Origin of the sequence: Pseudochrobactrum kiredjianiae (assembly GCF_030362795.1) — a bacterium.
In the GTDB taxonomy this organism is placed as follows: Bacteria; Pseudomonadota; Alphaproteobacteria; order Rhizobiales; family Rhizobiaceae; genus Pseudochrobactrum; species Pseudochrobactrum kiredjianiae.
Genome location: NZ_JAUCBM010000007.1, coordinates 76405 through 101290 on the forward strand (window position 1 = coordinate 76405; position 24886 = coordinate 101290).

General features: G+C 50.5%; 23 protein-coding genes. 12 read left to right on the top strand and 11 right to left on the bottom strand.

What is annotated here, in order from left to right; translation table 11 throughout:
* Nucleotides 1–128: 128 nt before the first annotated feature.
* Entirely contained in the window at nucleotides 129–1448 is a 1320-nt protein-coding gene (locus QUF18_RS14135; RefSeq protein ID WP_289387879.1) for an NAD(P)H-dependent oxidoreductase, read from the top strand.
* Nucleotides 1449–1600: 152 nt separating this feature from the next.
* On the opposite strand, the gene QUF18_RS14140 is transcribed toward QUF18_RS14135, so the two are convergent.
* The 6 genes from QUF18_RS14140 to QUF18_RS14165 form a co-directional block, all read right to left on the bottom strand.
* Nucleotides 1601–3001: an NAD(P)(+) transhydrogenase (Re/Si-specific) subunit beta gene (locus QUF18_RS14140; protein WP_289387880.1), complete on the bottom strand. Its 1401-nt coding sequence runs from the start codon at nucleotides 2999–3001 to the stop codon at nucleotides 1601–1603.
* 11 nt (nucleotides 3002–3012) lie between these two features.
* Nucleotides 3013–3429 (bottom strand): NAD(P) transhydrogenase subunit alpha part 2, encoded by a 417-nt coding sequence (locus QUF18_RS14145; RefSeq protein ID WP_289387881.1) that lies wholly within the window; start codon nucleotides 3427–3429, stop codon nucleotides 3013–3015.
* Nucleotides 3426–4751: a Re/Si-specific NAD(P)(+) transhydrogenase subunit alpha gene (locus QUF18_RS14150; protein WP_289387882.1), complete on the bottom strand. Its 1326-nt coding sequence runs from the start codon at nucleotides 4749–4751 to the stop codon at nucleotides 3426–3428. Before QUF18_RS14150 ends, QUF18_RS14145 begins: the two co-directional genes overlap by 4 nt.
* Nucleotides 4752–5001: 250 nt before the next feature.
* Nucleotides 5002–5220 carry an aa3-type cytochrome c oxidase subunit IV gene (locus tag QUF18_RS14155; RefSeq protein WP_289387883.1) on the bottom strand — a complete coding sequence of 73 codons (219 nt, stop codon included), beginning with the start codon at nucleotides 5218–5220 and terminating at the stop codon, nucleotides 5002–5004.
* Nucleotides 5221–5374: 154 nt separating this feature from the next.
* The gene (locus tag QUF18_RS14160; RefSeq protein WP_289387884.1) at nucleotides 5375–6121 is read right to left on the bottom strand and encodes an N-acyl amino acid synthase FeeM domain-containing protein; all 747 of its coding nucleotides are present in this window, start codon (nucleotides 6119–6121) and stop codon (nucleotides 5375–5377) included.
* A gap of 377 nt (nucleotides 6122–6498) precedes the next feature.
* Nucleotides 6499–8823, bottom strand: a complete 2325-nt coding sequence (locus QUF18_RS14165) for a putative bifunctional diguanylate cyclase/phosphodiesterase (protein ID WP_289387885.1) — start codon at nucleotides 8821–8823, stop codon at nucleotides 6499–6501.
* A gap of 507 nt (nucleotides 8824–9330) precedes the next feature.
* Between QUF18_RS14165 and QUF18_RS14170 the strand changes: the two genes are divergently transcribed.
* A complete protein-coding gene (locus QUF18_RS14170; protein WP_289387886.1) occupies nucleotides 9331–10089 on the top strand; it encodes a gamma-glutamyl-gamma-aminobutyrate hydrolase family protein in 759 nt (252 codons plus the stop codon).
* A 77-nt stretch (nucleotides 10090–10166) separates the two neighbouring features.
* On the opposite strand, the gene QUF18_RS14175 is transcribed toward QUF18_RS14170, so the two are convergent.
* Both QUF18_RS14175 and QUF18_RS14180 read right to left on the bottom strand, forming a co-directional pair.
* Nucleotides 10167–11180, bottom strand: coding sequence for a LacI family DNA-binding transcriptional regulator (locus tag QUF18_RS14175; RefSeq protein ID WP_289387887.1), 1014 nt, complete (start codon nucleotides 11178–11180; stop codon nucleotides 10167–10169).
* A gap of 391 nt (nucleotides 11181–11571) precedes the next feature.
* Complete coding sequence (locus QUF18_RS14180) at nucleotides 11572–12084, bottom strand: MarR family winged helix-turn-helix transcriptional regulator (RefSeq protein ID WP_289387888.1); 513 nt, start codon at nucleotides 12082–12084, stop codon at nucleotides 11572–11574.
* 274 nt (nucleotides 12085–12358) lie between these two features.
* On the opposite strand from QUF18_RS14180, the gene QUF18_RS14185 reads away from it, so the two are divergent.
* The 3 genes from QUF18_RS14185 to QUF18_RS14195 all read left to right on the top strand — a co-directional run bounded on the left by QUF18_RS14185 (nucleotide 12359) and on the right by QUF18_RS14195 (nucleotide 15420).
* Nucleotides 12359–13123: a creatininase family protein gene (locus QUF18_RS14185; protein WP_289387952.1), complete on the top strand. Its 765-nt coding sequence runs from the start codon at nucleotides 12359–12361 to the stop codon at nucleotides 13121–13123.
* Nucleotides 13124–13294: 171 nt separating this feature from the next.
* Entirely contained in the window at nucleotides 13295–14443 is a 1149-nt protein-coding gene (locus tag QUF18_RS14190; RefSeq protein ID WP_289387889.1) for a CobW family GTP-binding protein, read from the top strand.
* 2 nt (nucleotides 14444–14445) lie between these two features.
* Complete coding sequence (locus tag QUF18_RS14195) at nucleotides 14446–15420, top strand: WD40 repeat domain-containing protein (protein WP_289387890.1); 975 nt, start codon at nucleotides 14446–14448, stop codon at nucleotides 15418–15420.
* Nucleotides 15421–15559: 139 nt separating this feature from the next.
* On the opposite strand, the gene QUF18_RS14200 is transcribed toward QUF18_RS14195, so the two are convergent.
* Nucleotides 15560–16555 carry an alpha/beta hydrolase gene (locus QUF18_RS14200; RefSeq protein ID WP_289387891.1) on the bottom strand — a complete coding sequence of 332 codons (996 nt, stop codon included), beginning with the start codon at nucleotides 16553–16555 and terminating at the stop codon, nucleotides 15560–15562.
* 235 nt (nucleotides 16556–16790) lie between these two features.
* Between QUF18_RS14200 and QUF18_RS14205 the strand changes: the two genes are divergently transcribed.
* A complete protein-coding gene (locus QUF18_RS14205; protein ID WP_289387892.1) occupies nucleotides 16791–17837 on the top strand; it encodes an Lnb N-terminal periplasmic domain-containing protein in 1047 nt (348 codons plus the stop codon).
* Nucleotides 17838–17880: 43 nt separating this feature from the next.
* Here the strand turns inward: QUF18_RS14205 and QUF18_RS14210 are convergent, their stop codons facing one another.
* Nucleotides 17881–18228, bottom strand: a complete 348-nt coding sequence (locus tag QUF18_RS14210) for a RidA family protein (protein WP_289387893.1) — start codon at nucleotides 18226–18228, stop codon at nucleotides 17881–17883.
* Between the two features lie 289 nt (nucleotides 18229–18517).
* Here QUF18_RS14210 and rpmH point away from each other — a divergent pair, with 289 nt between their 5' ends.
* From rpmH to argB, 5 genes are all read left to right on the top strand, one after another.
* Nucleotides 18518–18652 carry a 50S ribosomal protein L34 gene (gene rpmH / locus QUF18_RS14215; protein WP_113945134.1) on the top strand — a complete coding sequence of 45 codons (135 nt, stop codon included), beginning with the start codon at nucleotides 18518–18520 and terminating at the stop codon, nucleotides 18650–18652.
* Between the two features lie 22 nt (nucleotides 18653–18674).
* Nucleotides 18675–19058 carry a ribonuclease P protein component gene (gene rnpA / locus QUF18_RS14220; RefSeq protein WP_289387894.1) on the top strand — a complete coding sequence of 128 codons (384 nt, stop codon included), beginning with the start codon at nucleotides 18675–18677 and terminating at the stop codon, nucleotides 19056–19058.
* Nucleotides 19059–19242: 184 nt separating this feature from the next.
* Entirely contained in the window at nucleotides 19243–21093 is a 1851-nt protein-coding gene (yidC, locus tag QUF18_RS14225) for a membrane protein insertase YidC (RefSeq protein WP_289387895.1), read from the top strand.
* A 141-nt stretch (nucleotides 21094–21234) separates the two neighbouring features.
* Nucleotides 21235–21927 (top strand): ribosome biogenesis GTP-binding protein YihA/YsxC, encoded by a 693-nt coding sequence (gene yihA / locus QUF18_RS14230; RefSeq protein WP_374807173.1) that lies wholly within the window; start codon nucleotides 21235–21237, stop codon nucleotides 21925–21927.
* 158 nt (nucleotides 21928–22085) lie between these two features.
* Nucleotides 22086–22973: an acetylglutamate kinase gene (gene argB / locus QUF18_RS14235; protein WP_374807172.1), complete on the top strand. Its 888-nt coding sequence runs from the start codon at nucleotides 22086–22088 to the stop codon at nucleotides 22971–22973.
* 161 nt (nucleotides 22974–23134) lie between these two features.
* Here argB and QUF18_RS14240 read toward each other — a convergent pair whose 3' ends face one another.
* The gene (locus QUF18_RS14240) at nucleotides 23135–24040 is read right to left on the bottom strand and encodes an EamA family transporter (RefSeq protein WP_289387896.1); all 906 of its coding nucleotides are present in this window, start codon (nucleotides 24038–24040) and stop codon (nucleotides 23135–23137) included.
* A gap of 146 nt (nucleotides 24041–24186) precedes the next feature.
* On the opposite strand from QUF18_RS14240, the gene QUF18_RS14245 reads away from it, so the two are divergent.
* Nucleotides 24187–24885 (top strand): pyrimidine 5'-nucleotidase, encoded by a 699-nt coding sequence (locus QUF18_RS14245; protein ID WP_113945137.1) that lies wholly within the window; start codon nucleotides 24187–24189, stop codon nucleotides 24883–24885.
* Nucleotide 24886: the final 1 nt, after the last annotated feature.

Sequence of the window (24886 nt, forward strand, 5' to 3'; positions counted from 1 at the left end):
CTTCTTAGTGGTCGCATTATCACGGCCATCAAGTTGTTCCAACTTGACTGCGAAATGCTCTGGTCTTTAATACGTGTCATTATCAGGCGGGTCTTACTCCCGCAAAACACAATCCGCGGAGAAAAATCATGGCCACCAATGTCGCTCTCACCGGCTTAGCGCGTGATATGAAAGCCCGCGCTGATACCGGCAAACCTATCCGCATCGGCCTGATCGGCTGTGGCGAAATGGGAACCGACATCGTGACCCGTGTTGCCCATATGCCGGGAATTGAGATCGGCGCCATTTCAGAAAACAATCCTGAACGCGCCCTCAAAGCCGCTGAAATTGCCTATGGCGAACAAGGCCATGCCCGTGAGGTTGGCACCGGCTCTGATCTGAGCCTTGCGCTCGAAGCCCATAAAATTGCTGTAACTAATAATGCAGACCTCATTCTCAATGACGACCGAATTGATGTTGTAATTGATGCGACCGGTATTCCGGCAGTCGGTGCGGAAATCGGTCTGCGTGCTATGGAGCACGGCAAGCACCTCGTAATGATGAATGTTGAAGCTGATGTGACAATCGGCGCTTATTTAAAAAGCGAAGCAGATCGTCTTGGCGTTGTCTATTCACTCGGCGCCGGTGACGAGCCTTCCGCCTGTATGGAGCTGATCGAGTTTGTTTCGGCTATGGGGCATCCTATTGTCGCAGCCGGTAAAGGCAAGAACAATCCACTCAATATTGATGCTATTCCCGATAATTACATTGAGGAAGCCACCCGTCGTAACATGAATGTGCGCCTGCTGGTGGAATTTGTGGACGGCTCCAAAACCATGGTGGAAATGGCAGCGATTGCCAATGCTACCGGCTTAGTGCCGGACAAAGCCGGTATGCATGGCCCTGCGGCCACACTGGATCAGCTCTCCTCAACGCTCATCCCTGAGAAAGACGGCGGCTTGCTGTCTCAGGTCGGCGTGGTCGATTACACAATCGGCAAAGGTGTGGCACCGGGTGTGTTTGTCGTCGCGGATATGTCGCATCCACGTATTTCCGAGCGCATGGAAGACCTGAAAATGGGCAAAGGCCCTTATTTCACCTTCCATCGCCCATATCACCTGACCTCGCTGGAAGTCCCACTCACGTGCGCCCGCGCAGTGCTTTACGGCAAAGCCGATATGGTGCCGCTGAGCAAACCCACAGCTGAAGTTGCAGCGGTTGCCAAGAAAGATATGGCAGCGGGTGAAACACTCGATGCGATCGGTGAATATTGCTACCGCGCATGGATCATGACGGCCGGTGAAGCACGTAGCGCCAAAGCCATCCCATGCGGAATGCTGACCGGTGCAAAAGTGTTGAAGCCAATCAAAAAAGGCGAACTTATCACCTATGATAATGCAGCCTTGCCTGCCAATTCGCGCCTTGCAGAACTACGCGCCCGTCAGGATAAACTAGTGTACGGCCTGTAAGCCGGATACGAATTGAATCTCCTGATAAACAAAATTCCTCAAGCTGCTGACAGTATGGATTTTTGTTAAATGCGGCGTTAAACACTTCTAAAATCACATTAAAAAAGGCGGCTCGAAAGCCGCCTTTTCTTTCATCCGTTCAAGAATACGGTTTAATCCAGTGCCTTGACGATATTCTCGACCATCTTCTTTGCATCAGCAAACAGCATCATGGTGTTGTCACGGAAGAACAATTCATTCTCCACACCGGCATAACCGGAGCCCATGCCGCGCTTGATAAACAGCACCGTTCCGGCCTTATCCACATCAAGAATAGGCATACCGAAGATCGGTGATTGCGGATCGGTTTTTGCTGCCGGATTGGTCACGTCATTTGCGCCGATGACAAAAGCCACATCGGCCTGCGCAAATTCAGAGTTGATATCTTCCAGCTCGAACACTTCATCATAAGGCACATTTGCTTCTGCCAGCAGCACGTTCATATGCCCCGGCATACGCCCTGCCACCGGATGAATGGCATATTTAACCTCAACGCCTTCAGCTTTGAGCTTATCAGCCATTTCACGCAGTGCATGCTGTGCCTGTGCCACCGCCATACCATAACCCGGTACGATAATAACCTTGGCAGCATTTTTCATGATGAAAGCCGCATCATCGGCAGAACCCTGCTTGACCGGACGCTGTTCGACTTCACCGCTGCCACCGGCAGACGATGTATCGCCACCGAAGCCACCAAGGATCACCGAAATGAACGAGCGGTTCATACCCTTACACATAATGTAAGACAGGATCGCACCGGAAGACCCAACCAGCGCACCGGTGATGATCAGTGCCAGATTGCCCAGCGTAAAGCCGATCCCTGCCGCAGCCCAGCCTGAATAGGAGTTGAGCATCGACACAACCACCGGCATATCCGCGCCGCCGATCGGGATAATGATAAGCACACCGAACAGCAGTGACAGCACCACAATTGCCCAGAACACCAGATAGCTCTCGGTCATCGCCAGCGCAACGACCAGCACCACAATGCCGATAAACAGAGCCGCATTGATCACATGGCGTGACGGCAGCATGATCGGCTTGCCCGACATACGTCCGTCCAGCTTGAGATACGCAATGATCGAGCCGGTAAATGTGATGGCGCCGATGGCCACGCCGAGCGACATTTCCACCAGCGCCTGTGCATGGATCATGCCGACTTCACCAATGCCAAAAGAATGCGGCGAGTAGAGAGCTGCGGCAGCGACCATGACAGCTGCAAGGCCAACCAGCGAGTGGAAAAACGCCACCAGCTGCGGCATGGCTGTCATCGCAATACGCTTGGCCACAACAGCACCGATACCGCCACCGATCACCAGACCCAGCACAATCAGTGCCAAACCGTTGATAGACGGCTGCGCCAGTACCAGCGTGGTAACAATGGCAATGCCCATACCGAGCATGCCGTAAAAATTGCCCTGTCGGCTGGTTGTCGGATGCGAAAGCCCGCGCAATGCCAGAACAAATAACACGCCGGAAACGAGATAAAGAAAGGCTGCCAGATTAACACTCATATCCATGCCCCTCACTTCTCTTTTTTCTTATACATGGCGAGCATGCGTTGCGTAACGAGAAAACCGCCGAAAATATTGACGCTGGCCAGCACCAGAGCAACAAAGCCAAAACCGGTTGCCCAGCCGGACAGGGAAAGCCCCACGGCCAGCAGTGCGCCAACAACGATCACCGAGGAAATTGCATTGGTCACGGCCATCAACGGCGTATGCAAAGCAGGCGTTACCGACCAGACCACGTAATAGCCGACAAAGATCGACAGCACGAAGATCGCCAGCTGAAATACAAACGGATCAATCACGCCGCCGCTGGCAATATGCACAGCATTGCTGATTGAGTCTGAACCGCCCAGCCCTTCCGCAGCAGCCCGCAGATTTTCAACGGCTTTATCGAGACCGCCCAGTGCCTCTTTCAAAGAATCCGCACTCATGCCTCATCTCCCTTATTTCCGGTCTCTGTTCCGGCTTTTTTGCGCACAGCGGTTTTAGCTGCCGGTTTTGCCGCATCTTTCGCCGCTGCCGGCTTCTTCGGCACAGCTTTTTTTACCGGCGCTTTCTTTGGCGCAGGCGTTGATGCGGCCCTTGCCTTGATGACCGGTTCAGCTTTTACCGCCACCACAGACACATTAGCGAAAGCCGGATGCACAATGGCGCCCTGATGGGTCAGTGCCGTTGCTTTTACGAGTTCATCATCAAGATTGATCGCAACCTGTTTTGTCTCTTTGTCGATCAAGGTCTCAAGAAAAGCGAACAGGTTACGCGCATAAAGCTGCGATGCAGACGCTGCAATGCGACCGGCCATATTCATATGGCCGATAATTTTCACACCGTCTTTTGTCGTCACTTGTCCGCCAACGGCACCTTCCACATTGCCTCCGCGTTCAACCGCGAGATCAACCAGCACAGAGCCCGGCTTCATACTGGCCACCATAGCCGCACTCACCAGACGTGGTGCCGCACGCCCTGGAATAAGCGCCGTAGTAATTACAATATCCTGTTTGGCAATATGATCGGCAACCAGCGCGGCTTGTTTTGCCTGATAGTCTTTTGACATTTCTTTGGCATAGCCACCGGCGGTTTCAGCCGCTTTAAACTCTTCATCCTCAACGGCAACAAACTTCGCACCAAGTGAAGCAACCTGCTCTTTAGCCGCAGGCCGCACATCAGTCGCCGTTACCACGGCACCGAGGCGTCGTGCAGTCGCAATTGCCTGAAGTCCGGCAACGCCTGCCCCCATAACAAAGACACGAGCAGCAGGTACGGTTCCCGCAGCGGTCATCATCATCGGCATGGCGCGGTCATATTCTGAGGCCGCATCAATCACCGCCTGATAACCGGCCAGATTAGCCTGCGACGACAATACATCCATCACCTGCGCACGGGTGATGCGCGGCATAAATTCCATCGTAAAAGCCGTTAAGCCAGCTTGCGCAATAGCCGCAACGCTGTCCTCATGACCATAAGGATCGATCATCGCGATCAATACAGCGCCGGTCTTATAGTTTTTTAGTTCGGTCTGTGAGGGACGGCGCAATTTAAGAATAATATCTGCGGTTTTAATATCGGTGGTTTTACCAATCTCGGCACCGGCCTCAGTATAAGCCTGATCCGGTATCCGGGACTGCGTACCTGCCCCGCTTTCCACAATGATCTTAAATCCGTAACCGATCAGCTTTTTCACGGTTTCAGGCGTTGCCGCCACCCGTGTTTCAACCGGATCAGTTTCAACAGGAATGAATATTACCTGAGACAAAACTGCCCTCACTTTCCTTATCCCCAATCATGCCAAAATCAGCTCGGGTTCCTCACCAAGCACAATTTTGAACGGGCGCAGTAAATCACGGAAAAATCAGGCTGCAAGTGCCATTATGCAAAAAATCTATAATGTGATCGAAAATACGCATTTATGTCAGATTTACTGACCAGAGAGACATAAAAATTATACCGCCCTAAAGGCGGTATAACCAAACTCTGCATATCTCCGGCGCTCTGTAAGCAACAGCTCACATGAGAAAAACAGCGGCAGCCATAATCAGCGCGAATAAAATAACACCTGCGAACCAGCCTGCGGCAAAAAATGCAAAAGCCATCGCAGCCATCAATGCGACAAGCACAATGGTTCCCCACTTTACCAGAAAGGTAAAGCCATGATAGGTCCGCTCATGCTCCGGATAATCCATCTGCGCACCAAGCTCTGCGGGACAATGCTGAATTTCTGCCATATCTTTCTTCCTCCCCAAAGATATCTTCCTTTACGGCCGTCTTCCGGTTCAGAAATCTTGTTAAATCAATTGACCACAGTTTTCCCATGATAGGCAAGCCCAGTTCACAGGCAATGTTGCGACAATCTGCTGCAATGCTCCGCAATATACCTGATCAGACACCCAATCCGGTATATTTAGCCGTCGGGAAAATAGTCAGCGGCACATTACCAATACGCATATCGGCAAACATATTACGCCGTTCATGAAGCTGGGATTTAAAAAACGGAAACCGTACCGCAACGGCATCACGGATCGAGCTGACAGCTGCGGCACCCAACCCCACCTGAATGCCATAGCCTTCATGATCGCGCGGATCGGCCAGCATTTGCGAGCCGAAAATACGCTTATAAAAAGCCATATGCTCCGGTTTCACGGCAGCCAAGCAAAAACTGGCATTGAAATATTCTGAGGCCATCGCCGCAATGCGCAAGGTCAGATAGGGAATCGCCGGAAACTCGGCAAGATAAGCAGGGTCTGCTGCAAAACGTGTCGGGTCAACAAAGCTCATATTATTATCGAGCATCGGCCCCAGAATATCCGGAAACAATTTGGCGCTGGTGCCAATCCGGTGGTCTGCCGTGATATGATGCACACGCAAGGTGCTGACCAGAATATTGTCGACATAAACACCATAGACATAGGCCTGATGATCACGGTCAACATCATCAATAATGGTGCCGAGAAAATTATCGTCCATGACATTGCGTGTCATATAGGAACGATAACGCAACCGGCCGATCTCCTCGAGATCTTCCGCATGAATAACCCGCCGGTATTCCACTCGATCAAGAAACTCCAGCATATGCCGGGCAAAATTCGATATGGATGGTGCTTTCGCAACCGGTTGAGAGACTGCCATAAATTATCGTCCGCCACCAATAAACTAAAGCTATGGTGCAGCCATTCCCAATACATCTGTGCAGCAAAGCACAGTGCATATGCTATCAACTTTAAGAACCGGCCAATTCAAGCCAAACCTAAAATACAGCATATTTTCAAAGCACTAACCTGCCCTCACAGTTTACTGCTTTGGAAAATATCAAACGTCTGGAAACAGCAACATCCCTTTCGGGCCTCACCGCACATATTTGCCCGCTGACAGCAATTCGCAAATATGCTGGTAACCATTTCTCTTAATACGTGGAAAAAGCAAGTGCCCGATGAGGTGCAATCGATATTTTTTGCATTTGCGTGCAAAGAATTTGTATATACGGAGATATATCTTTCAAAATAACTTTAAAAAGATGACAGGCCGTCTGTCTCAACACTGACCTTATAACCCTTCGGGATTATTGTCAGTGACTGCTCAAGCTGCTTATTAATTTCTGCGGCACTCAGTGGGGCACCAAGCAAAAAGCCCTGCACCAGATCAGCGCCACCGGTGCCACGGATCAGTTTCAACTGTTCTTCAGTCTCAACACCTTCGATTGTGACGCCGAAGCCCAGCTCATGAGATAGCTGTGTGACACCACGCAGCAACATGAAAGCCCGGCGATCAGTCACAATATCGCGCACAAAAGAACGGTCAACTTTAACTTTAGTCAAAGGCAATGTGTTCAGGTAACTCAGACTGGAATAACCGGTACCGAAATCATCAAGCGCAATATTAATGCCCGAATTTTTCAGCTTTTGCAGCATCTCACAGGTTTTCACACGATCACTGATGATTGCGCTTTCCGTCACTTCCACTTCCAGCAGATAGGACGGCAACTGTGCTTTCTTTAAAGCATCGACCACCATATCGACAATGCCGGTATTTTTCAGATCAATCGCCGACAGGTTGACCGAAACGCCGATTTTATGCCCCCAACTGGCGCAATCCTCACAAGCACGGCGCAACATGAATTGCGTCAGCTCTGTAATAATGCCCATTTCTTCAGCCAGAGGAATATAATCTGCGGGACCGATGGGTCCCAATTGCGGATGATGCCAACGTGACAGCGCCTCAACCGCTACAATGCGCAAAGAGTTGAGGCTGACAATCGGCTGATAGACAACCGTCAAATTACCTGCTCTGACCGCTTCACGCAGATCATTTTTCAGCTTTTGTCGGGAGCGATATTTGGTATCCATCGCCTCAACAAAAGCGACCCAACGATCATGCTCGCTGCTTTTGGCTTCATATAAAGCAAGATCAGCATTCACATGCAGACCGCGTAAATCCAGATTTTTCGTAACATCAACAGCCACACCGGCACTGATATCCAGATAGATTTGCTGTGAAGCAAACTCATAAACACCGCACAGGAAAGAAATAACCTCATCCATAACGGTATTGATATGTGCGCGGTTCTTAATACCCTGAATAAACAGCACAAATTCATCGCCGCCAAAACGCGATGCCACAAAGCGCTGCGGATCAAGACCAGCCATCCGCTCGGCAAACTGACGTAACAATTCATCACCGGCATGATGACCATAGGTATCATTGACATGCTTGAAATGGTTGAGATCAATAACCGCCAAAGCAACCAGATCATCCGGTTTATTGCCCGTCGTCAGCGAACGAACCAGCGTTTCAAAATAAAAGCGGTTCGGTAATCCTGTCAGGCCGTCATAGCGTGCCATATGCTGAATTTGCGCCTCAGCCTCAATGCGACCGGTCACATCGTCAAAAATCAGCACGGCTCCCTCTTCGCGGCGCTGATTACACATCACTTCGATATAACGCTCATCACCAAACTGAAAAACATCGCGCTGACGTCGCCCTTCCAGCAGGTCAGCAATGCGCATGCGCACATTATCCAGCTCTGCACGCGGGAACAGACCATGCTTGCTGCAATAGCGCAGCACAACTTCAAAAGAGCGGTTCAACAGGCTGATATTCTGCGAAATATTCAGCATATCCCGCACTTGCTTATTAACCACGGCAATCGCAGCGCGGCCGTCCAGCATTACCAGCCCCTGAGGCATATTGTTCAATGCGGTGTCGAAACGGCTGACAACGGTACTCAGACGGCGCTCATTCATCACAGCTGCAAACAGCGACTGACGCAGACCATTGGCCATCTGAATATTGCTGAGAAAATACGGCACCAATAATGCGCCAATGATAATATGAAAAATACTATTGGTTAAAACAAAGCCCGCTAGAACGGGCATAAGAGCACAAACTGACATCATGACCACCGCATTACGTGATGCGTAATTGCGACCGACAATGGAAACAACTGATGCCAGCAACACAGCCAGACTGGCCAGTTCGGCAAAAGAATCACTAATGATATAAGTGCTGTAAAAACACAAAAGCCCCAGCAAAAGGCAAATCGCACAGGCACCTATCAGATAGTGCAACTCCCAGCGATTGATTTTATCATGCGATAATTTGCTGAAATCGGCTCTGTCGAAAACATACATATCCAGCATACGAATACTGGTGGTTAGTGCAAAAAAGCCCGCAAATCCGAGGAAAACAATATCATCGGTTTTTAAATAAATAACCGCACAGGTCAGCAAATGTGCTGCTAACCCGAACCATAAAGTTTCCCGATTGCCGTATAGCGCTCTGACAAATGACAGGCGAACATCCACCGGAATATTGGTTTTAAATAACCACGTCATTTGTTACAGCTCCCCCTTGCGGGGAAGTATGCCCAAAATACTTTAAAAATTAGTATCAATTTTTTCTACTTTTAAGTGTTTTCACATTAAAATCAACGCCATAGGTTGTTAATGCTGTGACAGGCTTAGTATGAATTATAACTATAAAAATATATTTAAAAATTCTGTTATACGCAGCACCATGGCACCACAATGCAAATCAGCACAGTAGCAGTCGTTTTTTAGCCGGATTTCGCAGCTTTGCAAGCTGTGATTATCCTTGAATGAGTGCTCCTGACACGCATATCAGGTCTGTTGCAAAGATGCTTTCAAATAGCTTCGCTCACCAGAAAATCAGTTTCAAAACAGCCAACTTTGCAGTAGATAAATTCCAAGCCTGAAAGCTGATGATCCGGCCTGTCTATAAAGTCCGACCATAGTTTCAATCCGGCTCTTACAATTGTCACCATATTCTGTGCCAATGGCTGACCTGCCGCCACGCGCAACCATGACAAGGCCTGTTTTATTATGCAGAAATCCCGTCCTTTGATTGCTGTCACATCCGATATTCGCGATATTGACGGTAATAACTGGCATGCCACGCCATCTGAATATATTACGGCGCTTGCAGAAGTTGCCGAAGTCACACCACTGCTCGTTCCCAACCTTCGTGAAAAAATTGATCATGACGCGCTTTTTGCTGCCGTCCATGGTCTGCTGATCACCGGTTCACGATCCAACGTGCATCCGCAACATTACGGACAGGAAGCCACCGAGCAACATGGCCCTTTTGATCCGGATCGCGATGCAACCACGCTGCCGCTGATCCGCGCTGCACTGGAACGTGGTATTCCGGTTCTTGGTATCTGCCGTGGATTGCAGGAAATGAATGTGGCGCTCGGCGGCTCTCTGGCTAACGACATTCAGGAACTGGATGGTAAAAATGATCATCGCGCACCGGTTTCCACCATCCGTGATGAACGCTATGCTATTTGCCATCCGGTTGAAGTCACAGAGAATTCCTGCCTCGCCGCCATTCTGGAAAGTAGCACCATCAGCACCAATTCGGTACACCGGCAGGCTATTGATCGCCTCTCTGATAAGCTTTCTGCTGAGGCAATCGCTGAAGACGGCACAGTTGAAGCTGTAACTGTGAAAGGCGCGCAGGATTTTGCGCTGGCTGTTCAATGGCATCCGGAATATTGGGTGCGCAGTGATGCCCCTTCGGCAAAAATCTTCCACGCTTTTGGCGATGCCGTGCGCAAACATGCAGGCATTACAAAATAAACAATGCAATCAGCCTGATTAAAAGAGCCGCGGATTTATCGACCCGCGGCTTTTTATCATTCAACGACCAAGAGCATTCAATTGGGCTTGCTAGTCGACTGGCGAATATGTAACTCAGGTTTGATCAGTGGCTGATCGCTGTGCATTTCAACACCGTTCAGCTGATCCAGCAGCGCACGCGCCGCCTGACGACCGACTTCACGCTGGCCGTTCCAGACCGTTGTCAGTGCAGGTGTGGCAATTGCCGCCTCTTCCAGATCGTCATAACCAGTCACAGAAATATCTTCACCCGGTACCAGACCGGCACGGGCAATACCATTCATCAGGCCGATAGCAACCAGATCATTCCAGCACACAGCTGCCGTCGGCTTGTCTTTGAGAGACAGAAACTGCGGAGCGACTTCAAAACCACCCTGTTTGGTTCGCGGCCCCGGAATACGCCATTCCGGCTTTACCGTCAGACCCGCTTTTTCCATTGCATTGACATAGCCCTGATAGCGGTCACGACCGGTTGAGGTCTGATCTGTACCACCGATCATCGCAATGCGGGTATGCCCGAGGGAAATCAGATGGTTGGTCGCAAGGCTGATGCCATAGGCATCATCGCCGCGAAACACCGGCACATCTGCGCCTTCAACATTACGGGCAATCAGCACCACTGGGAGACCATTATTCTCAAGCAGTTCAATATCTTCAGCGGGTGTGCCAATGGCCGGTGACATAATCACACCATCTGCGCCAAGCTGCAAAAGTGTATCAACAAAAGTGCGCTGTTTTTCCAGCTGGTCATAATGGTTGCTGAGAATGAAAGTCTGGCGGGAACGGTCGAGTTCCGTTTCAATTGAGCGCAGAATTTCAGCAAAAAACGGGTTCATAATATCATGAACTACAACACCGATAATACCGGAGCGGGATGTGCGAAGAGAGGCAGCGCGGCGATTATAAATATAGCCGATCGTGCGGGCGTGTTCCTTAATACGGTCGCGGGTCTGATCCGCCACCAAAGGACTGTCACGCAACGCCAGAGAAACCGTGGCCGTTGATACGCCAAGCGCATCAGCAATCGTTGAAAGTTTGATTTTCTGGGCCAAAAGCCGACCGCCCCTTATTGAACAAACATATCCGCTGTCACGATAAACATCTGCAAATAATTCTGTCTATCCGCAATGTTCATCTCATCTCTGCATATCAAGCTCTAGATTATCCTTAAGCAAATAGCGAGCCGGTTTTTTGCATCTTGTCTGGCAAATTATACAATAAAGCATTTCCAGCAAAAGTGCGAAGCGGTTTTGCGTAAGGATAATGCGTTCAAATTAATACTTTGAGCGGCTCAACCATACAATTTCAACTGAAGCCGCTCAAAGCCTTTTTTCTGCGTGAAAGTGGCTTTAGAGCGCCGTGTGCCAGACTTGGCACACAAAGGTCGCTCTAACACTTTAAAATTAGAGCATAATTTGCAGGCAATATTGATACTGAACAAACTTAATCAAGTTCACTATCACCAAGTGCATCTTCATCAGTAGTCGGCTCGTCAATCGCAACTGTACGCAACGGGCGACCCGCAGAAACGGCATTGAGGTTATTTTCCATCCGCGCCAGCAACTTTAAAAGTACTTTACGCTCTTTCTTTTCAAAACCACGCAAACAGTCTTTCTCTGTTTTGCGTACCAGTTTCTCAATGATGCGGATAACATCATGCCCCTGCTCGGTCAGAAACACATGTGTCTGACGCTGATCGCTGACTGATGCCTGCTTGGTCACAAAACCTTGCGCCTGTAAACGGCTGATTGTCTTGGTCACGGTCGGCGGACGCACGCCTAAACGCTGCGCCAGAATTCCGGGCGGTAAACCATCTTCTTCGGCGAGTTTGAGCAACACGGCATCCTGCCCCGCATAAAGCCCGTGTTCCAGCAACCGTGTTGCAAGAACTGTCCGCATCATCCGCGCACTATGTTGTAACGGCTGAAGAATACCGGCTTTACCTGACTTACTCATCGTCTTCCCATCTGTGCGCATCGTCTCTGATATACAACCTAGTTGAAGGATTCATCACTGACAAGCAGCAGTCTGATTGGCCACTCAATGAGACAATCCTTTCAAATGCGCCTCAAAGGCGTATTTAGAATAGCCGCAGGGGCTCGCACCCGTTATGCTATTGTCTGACCTGCACAATCAGAGGAGAAATATTTTGCCGGAGATCAACCAGCACGCTAGTTCCGCCCTTTCTGAAATAACCACCCAGCCTGCAGCAATACTTGCAAGCGACCCTGTGCAGGAAACCGTTCCGGACAATCTCATCGCCGTCTTGCCTCTCGGTGCGCACGAGCAACATGGTCCGCATCTGCCTTTTGAAACAGATACGATTATTGCAGACGGTATTGCTGCGCGCCTTGCCAATAATCTGCCGGAGCATATTACCGCCCGCTTTCTGACCACCGAACCGGTCGGCTATTCCGTTGAGCATATGGATGTGGAAGGCAGCCGCACGCTGGCTTTTTCCGAAGCCGTGAACCGCTGGGTCGGTATTGGTGAAAATCTTTGTGCCGCCAATATTCGCAAGCTGGTTATTCTCAATGCCCATGGCGGCAACTCCCCGCTTGCCACCATTGTCGCGACAGAATTGCGCGCACGTTTAGGTATGTTGGCGGTTGCCACCCATTGGACACGCTTCGGCATACCGGAAGAACTGATCAGCCTCGAACAAAAGCATCTGGATATTCATGCGGGCTATATTGAAACTTCGGTGATGCTGGCTTTGGCGCCGGAGCTTGTGCATATGGACAAGGCACAGAATTTCACCAATGTGCAGGGGCAACTTATTGAAGATTATCAATATCTGCGTGCCTATGGCCCCCATGCTTTCGGCTGGATGATGAGCGATTTGAACAAACAGGGTGCCGCCGGCAATGCACTGCGTGCCAATGCACAAGACGGTGAAAAGATCATCGCCCATGCCGTCAAGGGTCTCACCGGCTTAATGGAAGATGTGCATCGCTTCGACATCTCGGCCTTTGGTGAAGCTCCGACACTTTGAAATCTGTCGGCAAAGCTGCAGAAGTGATTGCTCTATATAGCTAGTCTGTTCTATAGAATTACGGTTTCGCAGTTCTTATATGCACAAAGATTTCAACACACAGTCCGGCTCGGATTGAACACCCGTTACCCGATCCGGTAAAAATTCTGACGATGAAGAGGCACTCACCCCATGAGCAATAGCCCAGCAGCAGATCAGGTTGCGACCCAAGCAACTGAATTTCCTAAAATTCCGGTAACAGTTCTGACCGGTTATCTCGGCTCCGGTAAAACCACCCTGCTCAACCGTATTCTCAGCGAAAACCACGGCAAACGCTATGCTGTGATTGTCAATGAATTCGGTGAAATCGGCATTGATAATGATCTCATCGTCGAGTCCGACGAAGAAATCTATGAAATGAACAATGGCTGCATCTGCTGCACCGTGCGCGGCGACCTGATCCGCGTGGTTGAAGGCCTGATGCGTCGTCCTGGTCGTTTTGATGCGATTATCGTCGAGACCACCGGTCTTGCTGATCCGGTGCCGGTTGCCCAGACATTCTTCATGGATGATGATGTGCGCGCCAAGACCCAGCTTGATGCTGTGGTTGCCCTCGTCGATGCCAAGCATCTGCCACTGCGCCTGAAAGACAGTCAGGAAGCTGAAGACCAGATCGCTTTTGCCGATGTGGTTCTGCTGAACAAAACTGATCTGGTGAATGCGCAGGAACTTACCCATGTGGAAGCCACCATCCGCGCCATCAACCCGCATGCCATTATTCACCGTACCCAGCGCGCAGAAATTGACCTGACCAAAGTGCTGGATCGCGGTGCTTTTGATCTGAAACGTGCGCTCGATAATGATCCGCATTTCCTCGACCATGATCATCCAGATCATGTTTGCGGCCCTGACTGCGATCATGACCACGGGCACGACCACAAGCATGACCATGGACATCATCACGACCATGACCACCATCACCACGATCATACTTGCGGTCCTGACTGTAACCACGGACACGACCATGGGCATGCTTCAGCCATTCACGACGTTACCGTTATGTCTGTCTCTTTGCGCACCGGTGAACTGGATGCTGCAAAATTCTTCCCGTGGATTCAGAATGTAACGCAGGTGCAAGGCCCAGACATTCTGCGTCTTAAAGGCATTATTGCCTTTGCCGAGGATGATGACCGCTACGTGGTGCAAGGCGTGCATATGATTATCGAAGGCGATCACCAGCGTCCGTGGAAAGAGGGCGAAAAACGCGAAAGCCGTCTGGTCTTTATCGGCCGTAATCTGAACGAGCAGGCACTGCGTTCCGGCTTCGAGAAATGTAAATAATCATGCCGACGATTGCCCCTATTGATCTGGGAAGCCACTGCCTGAAAGCTGGCTTCCTTAATGATAATGCCTATTTCGCGCTGGCTGATGGTACACTCCATTGGCTGGATGAAGCCCATAAAACAGTCACGATGCATGACGGCTTGTTGTGCATTACACCAACGGCAGACAATAAAGCGCTGATTACCGGTGGTGAAGACGGTCGTATCTGCCAGACCGACGGTAAAGGCAATGTGGAAGAACTCGCCGTTCTGCCACGTAAATGGATTACTGCCGTGGCCAGTGGCCCGAATGGTGCAGTGGCCTATGCTTCCGGCCGCACTGCATGGGTGTGTGAAGCCAAGGGCAAGACCACGGAATTCGCCCATGAACGCAGTGTCGAAGGTGTGGCTTTTGCTCCTAAAGGTTTGCGTCTTGCCGTTGCGCGCTATAATGGCGCGACATTGCATTGGGCAGGCACCGCTGGCAAACCGGTCGATCTGGAATGGAAAGGCGCGCATACCGGCGCAATCTTCTCGCCGGACGGGCGCTTTTTGATCACCTCAATGCAGGAAAATGCCCTGCATGGCTGGCGTTTGGAAGATAACCGTAACATGCGCATGACCGGCTATCCGGCCAAGGTTAAAGACTGGTCATGGAGCCCTAAAGGCAAATGGCTGGCGACCTCCGGCGCTCCGGCCGCTATTATCTGGCCGTTTGCAGGCAAAGACGGTCCGATGGGCAAAGCCCCGTTGGAACTTGGCTTGCGCGGAGACACAATGGTTACCTCCGTTGCTTGTCATCCGGTCGAAGATATTGTGGCTGTCGGTTACCAGGACGGCATGGTGCTGCTGTGCCGTTTTGCCGATCAGAAAGAAGTGCTACTGCGCCGTCCGGGCAAAGGTGCCATCTCCTCAATGGGCTGGGACAAAAGCGGCGAACGCCTTGCCTATGGCTCCGAGAGCGGCGACTGCGGTCTCATCAATATCAAATGGTAATAAAAAAGGCGGTTTCAAAACCGCCTTTTGCTTTTAGAGCGCGTTTCGATCTGATTGGATCAGATCGGCGCTTTAATCATTTGTTTTGACACACATCTTTTCCGAAAACCGCTACACACTTTTCGGGATGTGCTCTAAATTATTTAGACTGCTCCAATGCCTGCTCGCTTTGCGTGGCAGGTTCCTGCGCATCCGGCAGAGGTTTGGATTTATCGGCCTTATCTTTCACCTTCGGCGTCACAGCCTGTGACATAGCAGGCGTGCCATCAGGCCCCTGCCCCGAGAACCATGCAGTCACAAGTGACACATCGCGATCGCCGATCATATGTCCTGCCTTAACAACACGGGCATCAACCTTGGCACCGCTGCTGCGCAACAAGTCCGACAAAGCCGGTGCAAAAGGCGCATACATTTTATCGTCGGCACCGGTTACCACGAGTACTTTAGCCTTATTCAAATTGGCGACCGGCGTGTGATCCAGCACCGGCATTGAGCGCATCAGCACAGCCTTCTTCACCAAATCAGGATGGAGCATCATCGCTGCCGCCAACAAATTGGCACCATTGGAATAGCCGACAAAAGTGGTGCGGCTCAGATCAATCTGATCATCTTCCGATAATTTCGTCAGAAACTGAACGAAAGCATCTGCTTCAGTACGCACGTCTTTCTGGTCGAATTTCACCGGTGTAATACGTGCATACCAGCGTGTACGGCCTTCCTGCAAAACCCGTCCGCGAATACCGAGCAATGTGGCACGCGGCCAGACTTTTTGCGCAAAAGGCACAAGACTTGCTTCATCGCCACCCGAGCCATGCAACAATACAATCGTATCGCCACTGCCATTCTCCGGCTTGGTAAAGTGATAAACGAACTTCTGACTGCGGGAAATAACCTCTTTCACCGCCTTGTCCGCATCATTCGCTGTTTCAGTGACAGGTTTTTTCGGATTATGCATCATCACCCCTGCGCCCGGAGCGGGCGTCATTGTATCAGATTTCTTGATAAATGCCGCATTACCCGAAGCACTATCGACCTGCGGGTGCTCAACCTGCGCAAAAACAATTTGCGGCAGTCCTGAGACCAATAGTCCGGCCAAAACAGCAGGAGCGGAGAGTTTGAAGAATTTGTTTACCATAAGAGAAATTTTGCCGGACAAATATTAAAATAATCTAACAATACGATAAATTTGTGCGCTGAATGCCGTTGAGAGTATTTTCAATGACGCCATGCATCAGTCCTCTACACAAGCACATTGTTTAAAACGCAATCGCGGCGAAAACATGCCATACATAATTATTTTAACTTAATGCCGGATGATAAATAATTCTGTATAGCTTTCCTGCCCTCCTCCCAGCCAATAGCGAAACTGCATGACATATAAACCAGCTCTGATTTTTCTGACATTTCTGGCACAGGCTTTTTTTAGTCTGGTTCTCATCATCATCACGATCTGGGGAAGTCTTGCGCTTTATTACCAACTCTCGGAATCGCGCCTGATAACCTATGCGGCGATCGGCCTGTGGGTATTGATTGCACTGGCAGCACTCAGCACTCTCTGGTTTTCCGATCTGCAAAACTATCGCAAGGCAGCATTTATCATTTTTGCCGTTGTCTTCGCCGTATTGCTGATCTGGTGGCACACAATCAAACCATTGTTGAACCGGGACTGGGCGCCGGAAGTCTCGCAAACCGTCACCGCTGAATATAATGGTGACATGGTGCGCCTCGATCATATCCGTGACTTTGACTGGCGCACGGAAAAAGATTTCACCACTAACTGGAAAAGTGCTGATTACAACCTCAGCAAGATCAAAAGTGTTGATCTGTTTCTGTCCTACTGGTCGAGCCCTGCAATTGCACACACTTTAGTCAGCTTCGGCTTTGAGGATGGGCGACAGATCGTGTTCTCAGCGGAAATCCGCAAGAAGCGCGGTCAGGCATTCTCGGAAATCGGCGGCTTCTTCAAAGATTTCGAACTGGCGATGATTGCAGCGGAAGAAAGCGACATTGTTTATCTGCGTACCAATATACGTGGTGAGCGGGTCTATCGCTATCATGTCGATATTGAACCCGAACAGGCGCGCCAGCTTTTCAGACTTTATACCGACACAGGTAACCGCCTGAGCAAAGAGGCCGGTTTCTATAATACGCTGACCGCCAATTGCACAACGGTTGTATTTGACATGGCTCGGATACTCGACCCGTCCATCGCGCTTGATTACCGCGTTTTGCTCTCAGGCTATCTGCCTGAATATATGTTTGAGAAACAGCTGATCGTCACAGCGGAAACGAATGTACAATCCATGCGTCTCAACGCCGATATCAGCGAACAGGCAAAGGGCAGCCGTGAAGGCTACTCACAACGTATCCGTATGGCTATGCCTCAGCCACAACCTCAGCCTCAGGCAGCAGAATAAAAAACCGGTGCCGCAGGCAACAACCTGCGGCACCGGAAACAAATTAGTCGAGAGCAGCAGTAACGATGAACTCAACTTTGTAGCCCGGTGTTGCCAGATGGGCAGAACCGGTTGCGCGTGCCGGTGTGTTTGCAGGATCAACCCATGCTTCCCAAACGGCGTTCATTTCTGCGAAATCTTTCATGTCATCGAGCCAGATGATGGTCTGAAGGATCTTGGATTTGTCTGTACCGGCAACGGCCAGCAGACGATCAACTTCTGCCAGAGCAGTTTTGCACTGTTCGGTTACGCTGGCATTTTCTGTACCAACCTGACCGGCCAGATAAACAGTATTGCCATGCACAACCGCACCGCTCATGCGCTTGCCGGATTCTAAACGTTTAATGGACATAGTCTTTTCCTCTCATTGTAAATTCGATACCGGCTTTATAATCAGCAAACGGCATAAAGACTATTTGCTGCGACGAAGAAAACGAAAAACAGCACATATTTTTTCATATTTCACAGTGCAAACTCCAAACCTGCCGAATATTGCGCGCCATTCTTGACTCAAAACCCGCCTGCATTTATAAGCCGCCCCACGTTCAGGCATTATATGCAGGTCTTTAATAGACCGCGCCCGAACCAGCTCCTGTTAAAAAACAGACTTAAGAAGGGCCGCACACCGCGGTATTAAACAAATGAAGCGCACATATCAGCCATCTAAACTCGTCCGCAAGCGTCGTCACGGTTTCCGTACACGCATGGCAACACCAGGCGGTCGTAAAGTTATTGCAGCCCGCCGTGCACGCGGTCGTGGCAAGCTTTCTGCATAATGCTGCCTCCGCGGGTGACGCGGTGACACAACAAGCAAAAAAGCAGACCAAAACACTCCGCCTTCGTAAGAGAGCGGAGTTTTTGGCTATGCGTAGCGGAGAAAAGCGTCGCGGCAAATATTTCCTGATGGAAGTTAAACAGCGCGATGAGGCGACCAGCAAACAGGCAAAAACCGGTGACAGCCCGCGTATTGGCTTCACGGTTACCAAGAAAAACGGCAATGCGGTTATCCGCAACCGGATTCGTCGCCGTCTTAAAGCTGCCGCCGCACTCACTGAAGCCGCAATGGCTCCGCAAACCGATTATGTCGTCGTTGCACGCAGGGAAACCTTAAATGCTCCCTTCAGCGCACTGACCAGAGAGCTTAGCAGGCGGTTTAAAGAGCTGCCTAACAAAAAGGCCTGAATTATAGTGTCTGAGCGTTCGCTTTTCTGAACCGCTCGTATTATAAGGCAGGCACTTAACTCTGACAGGTATGGGGCATAATCTGCACAACGCTCTGTCAGCCAGCATATTATCCGTTGAGACAGTGCAGCCTTACGGATGCAATTTCAATGAATAATGAACTGACAGGAACCAGGACCCGTCAATGGAAAAAAATCGTAATTTCTTTCTCACCATTGGCCTGTCGATTCTGATTCTCACTCTCTGGCAGGTATTCTATCTGGGGCCCAAGACTGAGGCTCAGAAAGAACAGGCACGGATTGAAGCTCAGAACAATCAGGCAGCCCAACCCACAACGGCTAATGGCGAGACATCCAATACCATTCCTCAGGGCAGCGCTCCTCAGGCTGGCATTCCGGGTCAGGCCGCCGAGGCTCCTGCCGCACAGCCTCTGACCCGTGACGTTGCTTTGACCCAGAGCAAGCGTATCAGCATTGATACACCGCGCGTCAGCGGCTCGATCAATACTGTCGGCGCCCGCCTTGATGATCTTTTCCTGAAAGATTATCGCGAGACCGTTGATCCGACCTCTCCTGAAATTGAACTGCTTGCGCCATCGGGCGTGAAAAAGGCCTATTTCGCTGAGCTCGGCTTCTCCGGCAATGATGCGATCGGCACTGTTCCGGGGCCTGCGACCGAATGGAATATTGAAGGCAATGACAAGCTCACCCCTTCAACACCGGTAACGCTGACCTATGCCAATGAAAAAGGCATCCAGTTCAAACGCGTGATCTCCGTTGACGAGAACTATATGTTCGCCGTTGAAGATACGATCACCAACCCGACTGAAGCGGCTGTTTCTCTCAGCTCCTACGGTCGCGTAACGCGCTTCGAAAAGCCTGAACATGCCAGCGGCACCTATGTGCTGCACGAAGGTCTGATCGGCGTCGTCGGTGATCAGGGCTTGCAGGAAATCTCCTATTCCAAGATCGAAGACGAGAAAAACAAGCCGCTTGCCAAAGCGACAGGCGGCTGGGTCGGTATTACTGACAAGTATTGGGCTGCGACACTGATTCCGCCGCAGAACGAAAGCTATGAAGCACGCTTCTCTTACTTTACCGATGGCACACCGCGTTATCAGGCTGATTTCCTCAGCGCGCCGATAACAATTGCTGCCGGTCAGAACGCCGTGGTCAAAAATCACGTTTTTGCCGGCGCCAAAGAAGTTGCCAAGATCAAAGAATACGAAGAAAAGCTCGGCATCAAGCAGTTCGAACTGCTGATCGACTGGGGCTGGTTCTACTTCATTACCAAGCCGATGTTCTACCTCATCGACTGGATCTATAAATTCTCCGGCAATTTCGGTGTCGCCATTTTGGTCGTAACCATTCTGCTGAAGGGTTTGTTCTTCCCGCTGGCCAACAAATCGTACAAGTCGATGGCCCGCATGAAGATGATGCAGCCTGCAATGCTGGAAATCCGCGAAAAATATGCGGATGACAAAGTTAAGCAGCAGCAGGAAATGATGCAGCTCTACAAGCGCGAAAAGATCAATCCGCTGGCTGGTTGCTGGCCGGTACTGGTGCAGATTCCGGTGTTCTTCGCGCTCTATAAGGTTCTCTATGTCACCATCGAAATGCGCCATGCGCCGTTCTTTGGCTGGATTCATGACCTTGCTGCGCCAGATCCGACATCGCTGTTCAACCTGTTCGGCTTGCTGCCATGGGATGTTCCGTCGATCCTGATGGTTGGTGTATGGCCGCTGATCATGGGTATCACCATGTTCCTGCAGATGCGTATGAACCCGACACCGCCGGATCCGACACAGGCTGCAATCTTCACATGGATGCCGATTATCTTCACATTCATGCTGGCTGCATTCCCTGCAGGTCTGGTTATCTACTGGGCGTGGAACAACACATTGTCCATTCTCCAGCAGGGCATGATTATGAAGCGTCAGGGTGCCAAGATCGAACTTTTTGACAATCTGAAAGGTATGTTCAAAAAGAAAGAACCTGCGGCACCGGCCAAGAATGACAAGCCTGCCAAGAAATAAATAATAAGAAAAGCCCCCTCTTCGGGGGCTTTTTTATATCTGGTGCGCATTGACGGTTGACAAAAGCCACTGAAAGCTCAATGCCATAAAGAACAGTGTTATCCCGTCATGACACCCAAGATAAGTTACAGGAAGAATTGAGTGACCGAAGCAGAACTGGCCGTCGCAAAAGAAGCAGAAAAATATGCAGCACTTGTTGCCGAGGGTAAGGCTCTCTTCAACAAGCGATGGATTTTTATCCGCGGTGTGCCTTCCATGAAATTTCTGCCGCCTGAAGGGCCTGCGGAAATCGCTTTTGCCGGTCGCTCCAATGTCGGGAAATCCTCCCTGATTAATGCGATTGTCGGACAGAATGGCTTGGCGCGTACATCCAACACCCCGGGTCGTACGCAAGAGCTCAACTATTTTGTACCGGATGGCTATTCCGGTGAAAATGGCGACCTGCCGCCGCTGGCACTTGTCGATATGCCGGGCTACGGCTTTGCGGAAGCACCGAAATCCATGGTTGATGCTTGGACACGGCTGGTCTTCGATTACCTGCGCGGCCGCACAACCCTGAAGCGCGTTTATGTGCTGATTGATGCCCGCCACGGCATTAAGAAAAATGATGCCGATGTGCTTGACCTCTTGGATAAAGCAGCGGTTTCATATCAGATCATTCTCACCAAGATCGATAAGATCAAGGAAGCAGGCGTTCCGCGCCTGATGGAAGAAACACATAAAGCGATTGCACGCCGTCCGGCTGCTTTCCCGAAAATCCTTGCGACCTCCTCAGAAAAGGCAATCGGCTTTGACGCCGTGCGTGCAGCAATTGCCCTGCGGATCAAGGAATAGAGCCACTACAACATGTCTCCCAAAAGCGAGCGACGCTTTTGGGCATAGGCGTGCGTAAACACAAAAAGATAGAGCATTTCGACAAGTCAGTTTAAATACGAAATGCTCTAACGTGGCCGCCCCATCTTTCACATAACCCTTCATGCCGTGGAGTGATCATGACCGCGACAAGCCCTGAAATCCAAGCACAACTTCTCTCAGCCGCGCTGCCATTTATGCAGCGCTATGAGAATAAAACTGTCGTGGTCAAATATGGCGGTCATGCCATGGGTGATGCGGCACTCGGCAAGGCTTTTGCCCGCGATATCGCCCTGCTCAAGCAGTCCGGCATCAATCCGATTGTGGTTCATGGCGGCGGCCCGCAGATTGCGGCAATGCTTGCCAAACTCGGCATTGAATCCCGCTTTGAAGGCGGCCTGCGTGTTACCGATGCCAAAACGGTTGAAGTGGTTGAGATGGTTCTCGCCGGTTCTATCAACAAAGAAATCGTGGCGATGATCAATGCCGAAGGCGAATGGGCAATCGGCCTGTGCGGCAAAGACGGCAACATGGTTTTTGCTGAAAAAGCCCACAAGACCTATCGCGATCCGGATTCCAATATCGAGCGCGTGCTTGATCTGGGCTTTGTCGGCGAGCCGGTTGAAGTTGACCGCACTCTGCTCGACCTTTTGGCACGCTCGGCTGTTATTCCGGTGATTGCGCCAGTTGCACCGGGTCGTGACGGCAATACCTATAATATCAATGCGGATACGTTTGCCGGTGCGATTGCCGGTGCATTGACCGCCACACGTCTGCTGTTCCTCACTGATGTGCCGGGCGTTTTGGATAAGAATAAAAACCTTATCAAAGAACTGTCTGTTGCAGATGCTCTGGCACTGATTGCAGACGGCACCATTTCCGGCGGCATGATTCCTAAAGTGGAAACCTGCATTGAGGCAATCCAACGTGGCGTGGAAGGCGTGGTTATCCTCAACGGTAAAACCCCGCATGCGGTTCTGCTGGAACTGTTTACAGAGCACGGTGCAGGCACGCTTATCGTGCCATGAACTTAGGGGCACATTGATAGTGCCATAATTTAAGAAGCACGCTTATCGTGCCGTAAACTAAAGAGCTTATAAAAAATCCCGCAGATTGCGGGGTTTTTTATAAAGCATTTCCAGCAAAAGTGGGCACCGGTTTTGCGATGGATAATGCGAAATATAAATGTTTATTGCCACAGCAACAAAAACAGAATGCCAGTGACGATCAATACACAACCGGCCACTTCCATACGGTTGATGCGTTCTTTAAAAATAAACACTGCTGAGATGAAGGTAAAAATCAGTTCAATCTGCCCGAGCGCACGCACATAAGCCACCTGCTGCAACGCCATCGCTGTAAACCAGCCCATTGATCCCAGCACACTGGACAGGCCGACGAGCGATGATGAGCGCCATGATTTCAGCACCAGCACAATCTCACTCTTATCCTTAATCAGCATCCATACCAACATAAAAGCTGTCTGAAATGTTGTTACACAAGCGAGCGTCACAGCCGCCTGCATAATCGGGTTAGGGCCATCCAATGACAGTGCAGCAGAGCGATAAGCAACCGCCGAAATACCGAACACACCACCCGATGCAATACCGATCAGCGCCGTGCGGCTAACCAGCGCTTTAAACAAATTACCCCAGCTCAGCGGCATACGCGCGACTGAAATCAGCATGACACCCAATACACCGACAATAATCGCCAGTACGGCACCGGTTGTTAAGCGCTCGCCAAGCAGGATGAGACCAAAAATTGCCGCCTGCACCGGCTCGGTTTTGGAATAAGCTGTGCCCACAGCAAAATTACGTAATGTGAACAAATAAACCAGCATGATGGTAGCAAATATCTGCGCCAGACCACCGACAACGCTCCAGAACATGAAAGTGCCATTGAGCTGCGGCAAAGCAAATTCTGCGAAAAAATGCAGCCCGAGCACATAAAGAATAGCTACAGGGAAACCATAGCCGAAGCGTACAAAACTGGCGCCTCTGGTACCGAGCTTGCCTTGCAGCTTCTTTTGCAGTGTTGTGCGCACATTCTGCATAAAGGCAGCGCCAATCGTAATCGGTATCCAGAGTTCCATGATAATGCTGCGCTTTTCTGTTTTACATAAATATATCAGCCCTGTTTGCCCTGCCCTGCCGTCAAATACAAGCCACACTCCTCAGCGCTTAAAGGTCACGATAAATAAAGGCTGCTCTTTGCCAAACTTCATGGCATAACATCCGCATGACCAATTTACCTGAACCACACCACTTCGCCCATGTCACAGACTGGGTGTTTGATATGGATAACACCCTCTATCCGCATGATACCAATCTGTTTTCACAGGTGGATGTGCGGATGACATCCTATGTTTCGGAACTGCTGCAGCTGCCCCGTGATGAGGCGCGCAAGGTTCAGAAGCAGTTTTATCAGGACTATGGCACAACTCTCAAAGGATTGATGGAATGCCACAATATTGATCCTGACGATTTTCTCGCCAAAGTGCATGATATTGACTACACATGGCTTAAGCCCGATCCGCTGTTAGGCGAGGCCATTGCCCGCCTGCCCGGCCGCAAATTTATCTATACCAACGGCGACCGCAAACATGCGGAAAATGCGGCGGCACAGCTTGGCATTCTCGACCGTTTCGATGATATTTTCGATATTGTTGCCGCACAACTGGTGCCGAAGCCGGAACGTGCGCCCTATGAGCTGTTCTACAAACAATGTGGTATCAATCCGCAAAAAGCAGCGATGTTTGAAGATCTGGCACGCAATCTGGTTGTGCCGAAAACCACCGGCATGCGCACGGTGCTGATTGTGCCGAATAATTTTGAACCGGACTTTAGCGAAATCTGGGAAAGCGATCCGGCCTTTACCGATCATGTGGATTTTGTCACCGACAATCTCACTGAATTCCTGACGGCTCTGCACCCGTAAA

What these genes read in the sequence shown, in the direction of transcription:
- QUF18_RS14140 (WP_289387880.1), bottom strand. Translation starts at nt 3,001, where the DNA reads ATGAGTGTTAATCTGGCAGCCTTTCTTTATCTCGTTTCCGGCGTGTTA.
- argB (WP_374807172.1), top strand. Translation starts at nt 22,086, where the DNA reads ATGACCGCGACAAGCCCTGAAATCCAAGCACAACTTCTCTCAGCCGCG.
- yidC (WP_289387895.1), top strand. Translation starts at nt 19,243, where the DNA reads ATGGAAAAAAATCGTAATTTCTTTCTCACCATTGGCCTGTCGATTCTG.
- QUF18_RS14180 (WP_289387888.1), bottom strand. Translation starts at nt 12,084, where the DNA reads ATGAGTAAGTCAGGTAAAGCCGGTATTCTTCAGCCGTTACAACATAGT.
- QUF18_RS14155 (WP_289387883.1), bottom strand. Translation starts at nt 5,220, where the DNA reads ATGGCAGAAATTCAGCATTGTCCCGCAGAGCTTGGTGCGCAGATGGAT.
- QUF18_RS14240 (WP_289387896.1), bottom strand. Translation starts at nt 24,040, where the DNA reads ATGGAACTCTGGATACCGATTACGATTGGCGCTGCCTTTATGCAGAAT.
- QUF18_RS14245 (WP_113945137.1), top strand. Translation starts at nt 24,187, where the DNA reads ATGACCAATTTACCTGAACCACACCACTTCGCCCATGTCACAGACTGG.
- QUF18_RS14165 (WP_289387885.1), bottom strand. Translation starts at nt 8,823, where the DNA reads ATGACGTGGTTATTTAAAACCAATATTCCGGTGGATGTTCGCCTGTCA.
- QUF18_RS14195 (WP_289387890.1), top strand. Translation starts at nt 14,446, where the DNA reads ATGCCGACGATTGCCCCTATTGATCTGGGAAGCCACTGCCTGAAAGCT.
- rpmH (WP_113945134.1), top strand. Translation starts at nt 18,518, where the DNA reads ATGAAGCGCACATATCAGCCATCTAAACTCGTCCGCAAGCGTCGTCAC.
- QUF18_RS14135 (WP_289387879.1), top strand. Translation starts at nt 129, where the DNA reads ATGGCCACCAATGTCGCTCTCACCGGCTTAGCGCGTGATATGAAAGCC.
- QUF18_RS14200 (WP_289387891.1), bottom strand. Translation starts at nt 16,555, where the DNA reads ATGGTAAACAAATTCTTCAAACTCTCCGCTCCTGCTGTTTTGGCCGGA.
- QUF18_RS14160 (WP_289387884.1), bottom strand. Translation starts at nt 6,121, where the DNA reads ATGGCAGTCTCTCAACCGGTTGCGAAAGCACCATCCATATCGAATTTT.
- QUF18_RS14210 (WP_289387893.1), bottom strand. Translation starts at nt 18,228, where the DNA reads ATGTCCATTAAACGTTTAGAATCCGGCAAGCGCATGAGCGGTGCGGTT.
- QUF18_RS14145 (WP_289387881.1), bottom strand. Translation starts at nt 3,429, where the DNA reads ATGAGTGCGGATTCTTTGAAAGAGGCACTGGGCGGTCTCGATAAAGCC.
- QUF18_RS14190 (WP_289387889.1), top strand. Translation starts at nt 13,295, where the DNA reads ATGAGCAATAGCCCAGCAGCAGATCAGGTTGCGACCCAAGCAACTGAA.
- QUF18_RS14170 (WP_289387886.1), top strand. Translation starts at nt 9,331, where the DNA reads ATGCAGAAATCCCGTCCTTTGATTGCTGTCACATCCGATATTCGCGAT.
- QUF18_RS14205 (WP_289387892.1), top strand. Translation starts at nt 16,791, where the DNA reads ATGACATATAAACCAGCTCTGATTTTTCTGACATTTCTGGCACAGGCT.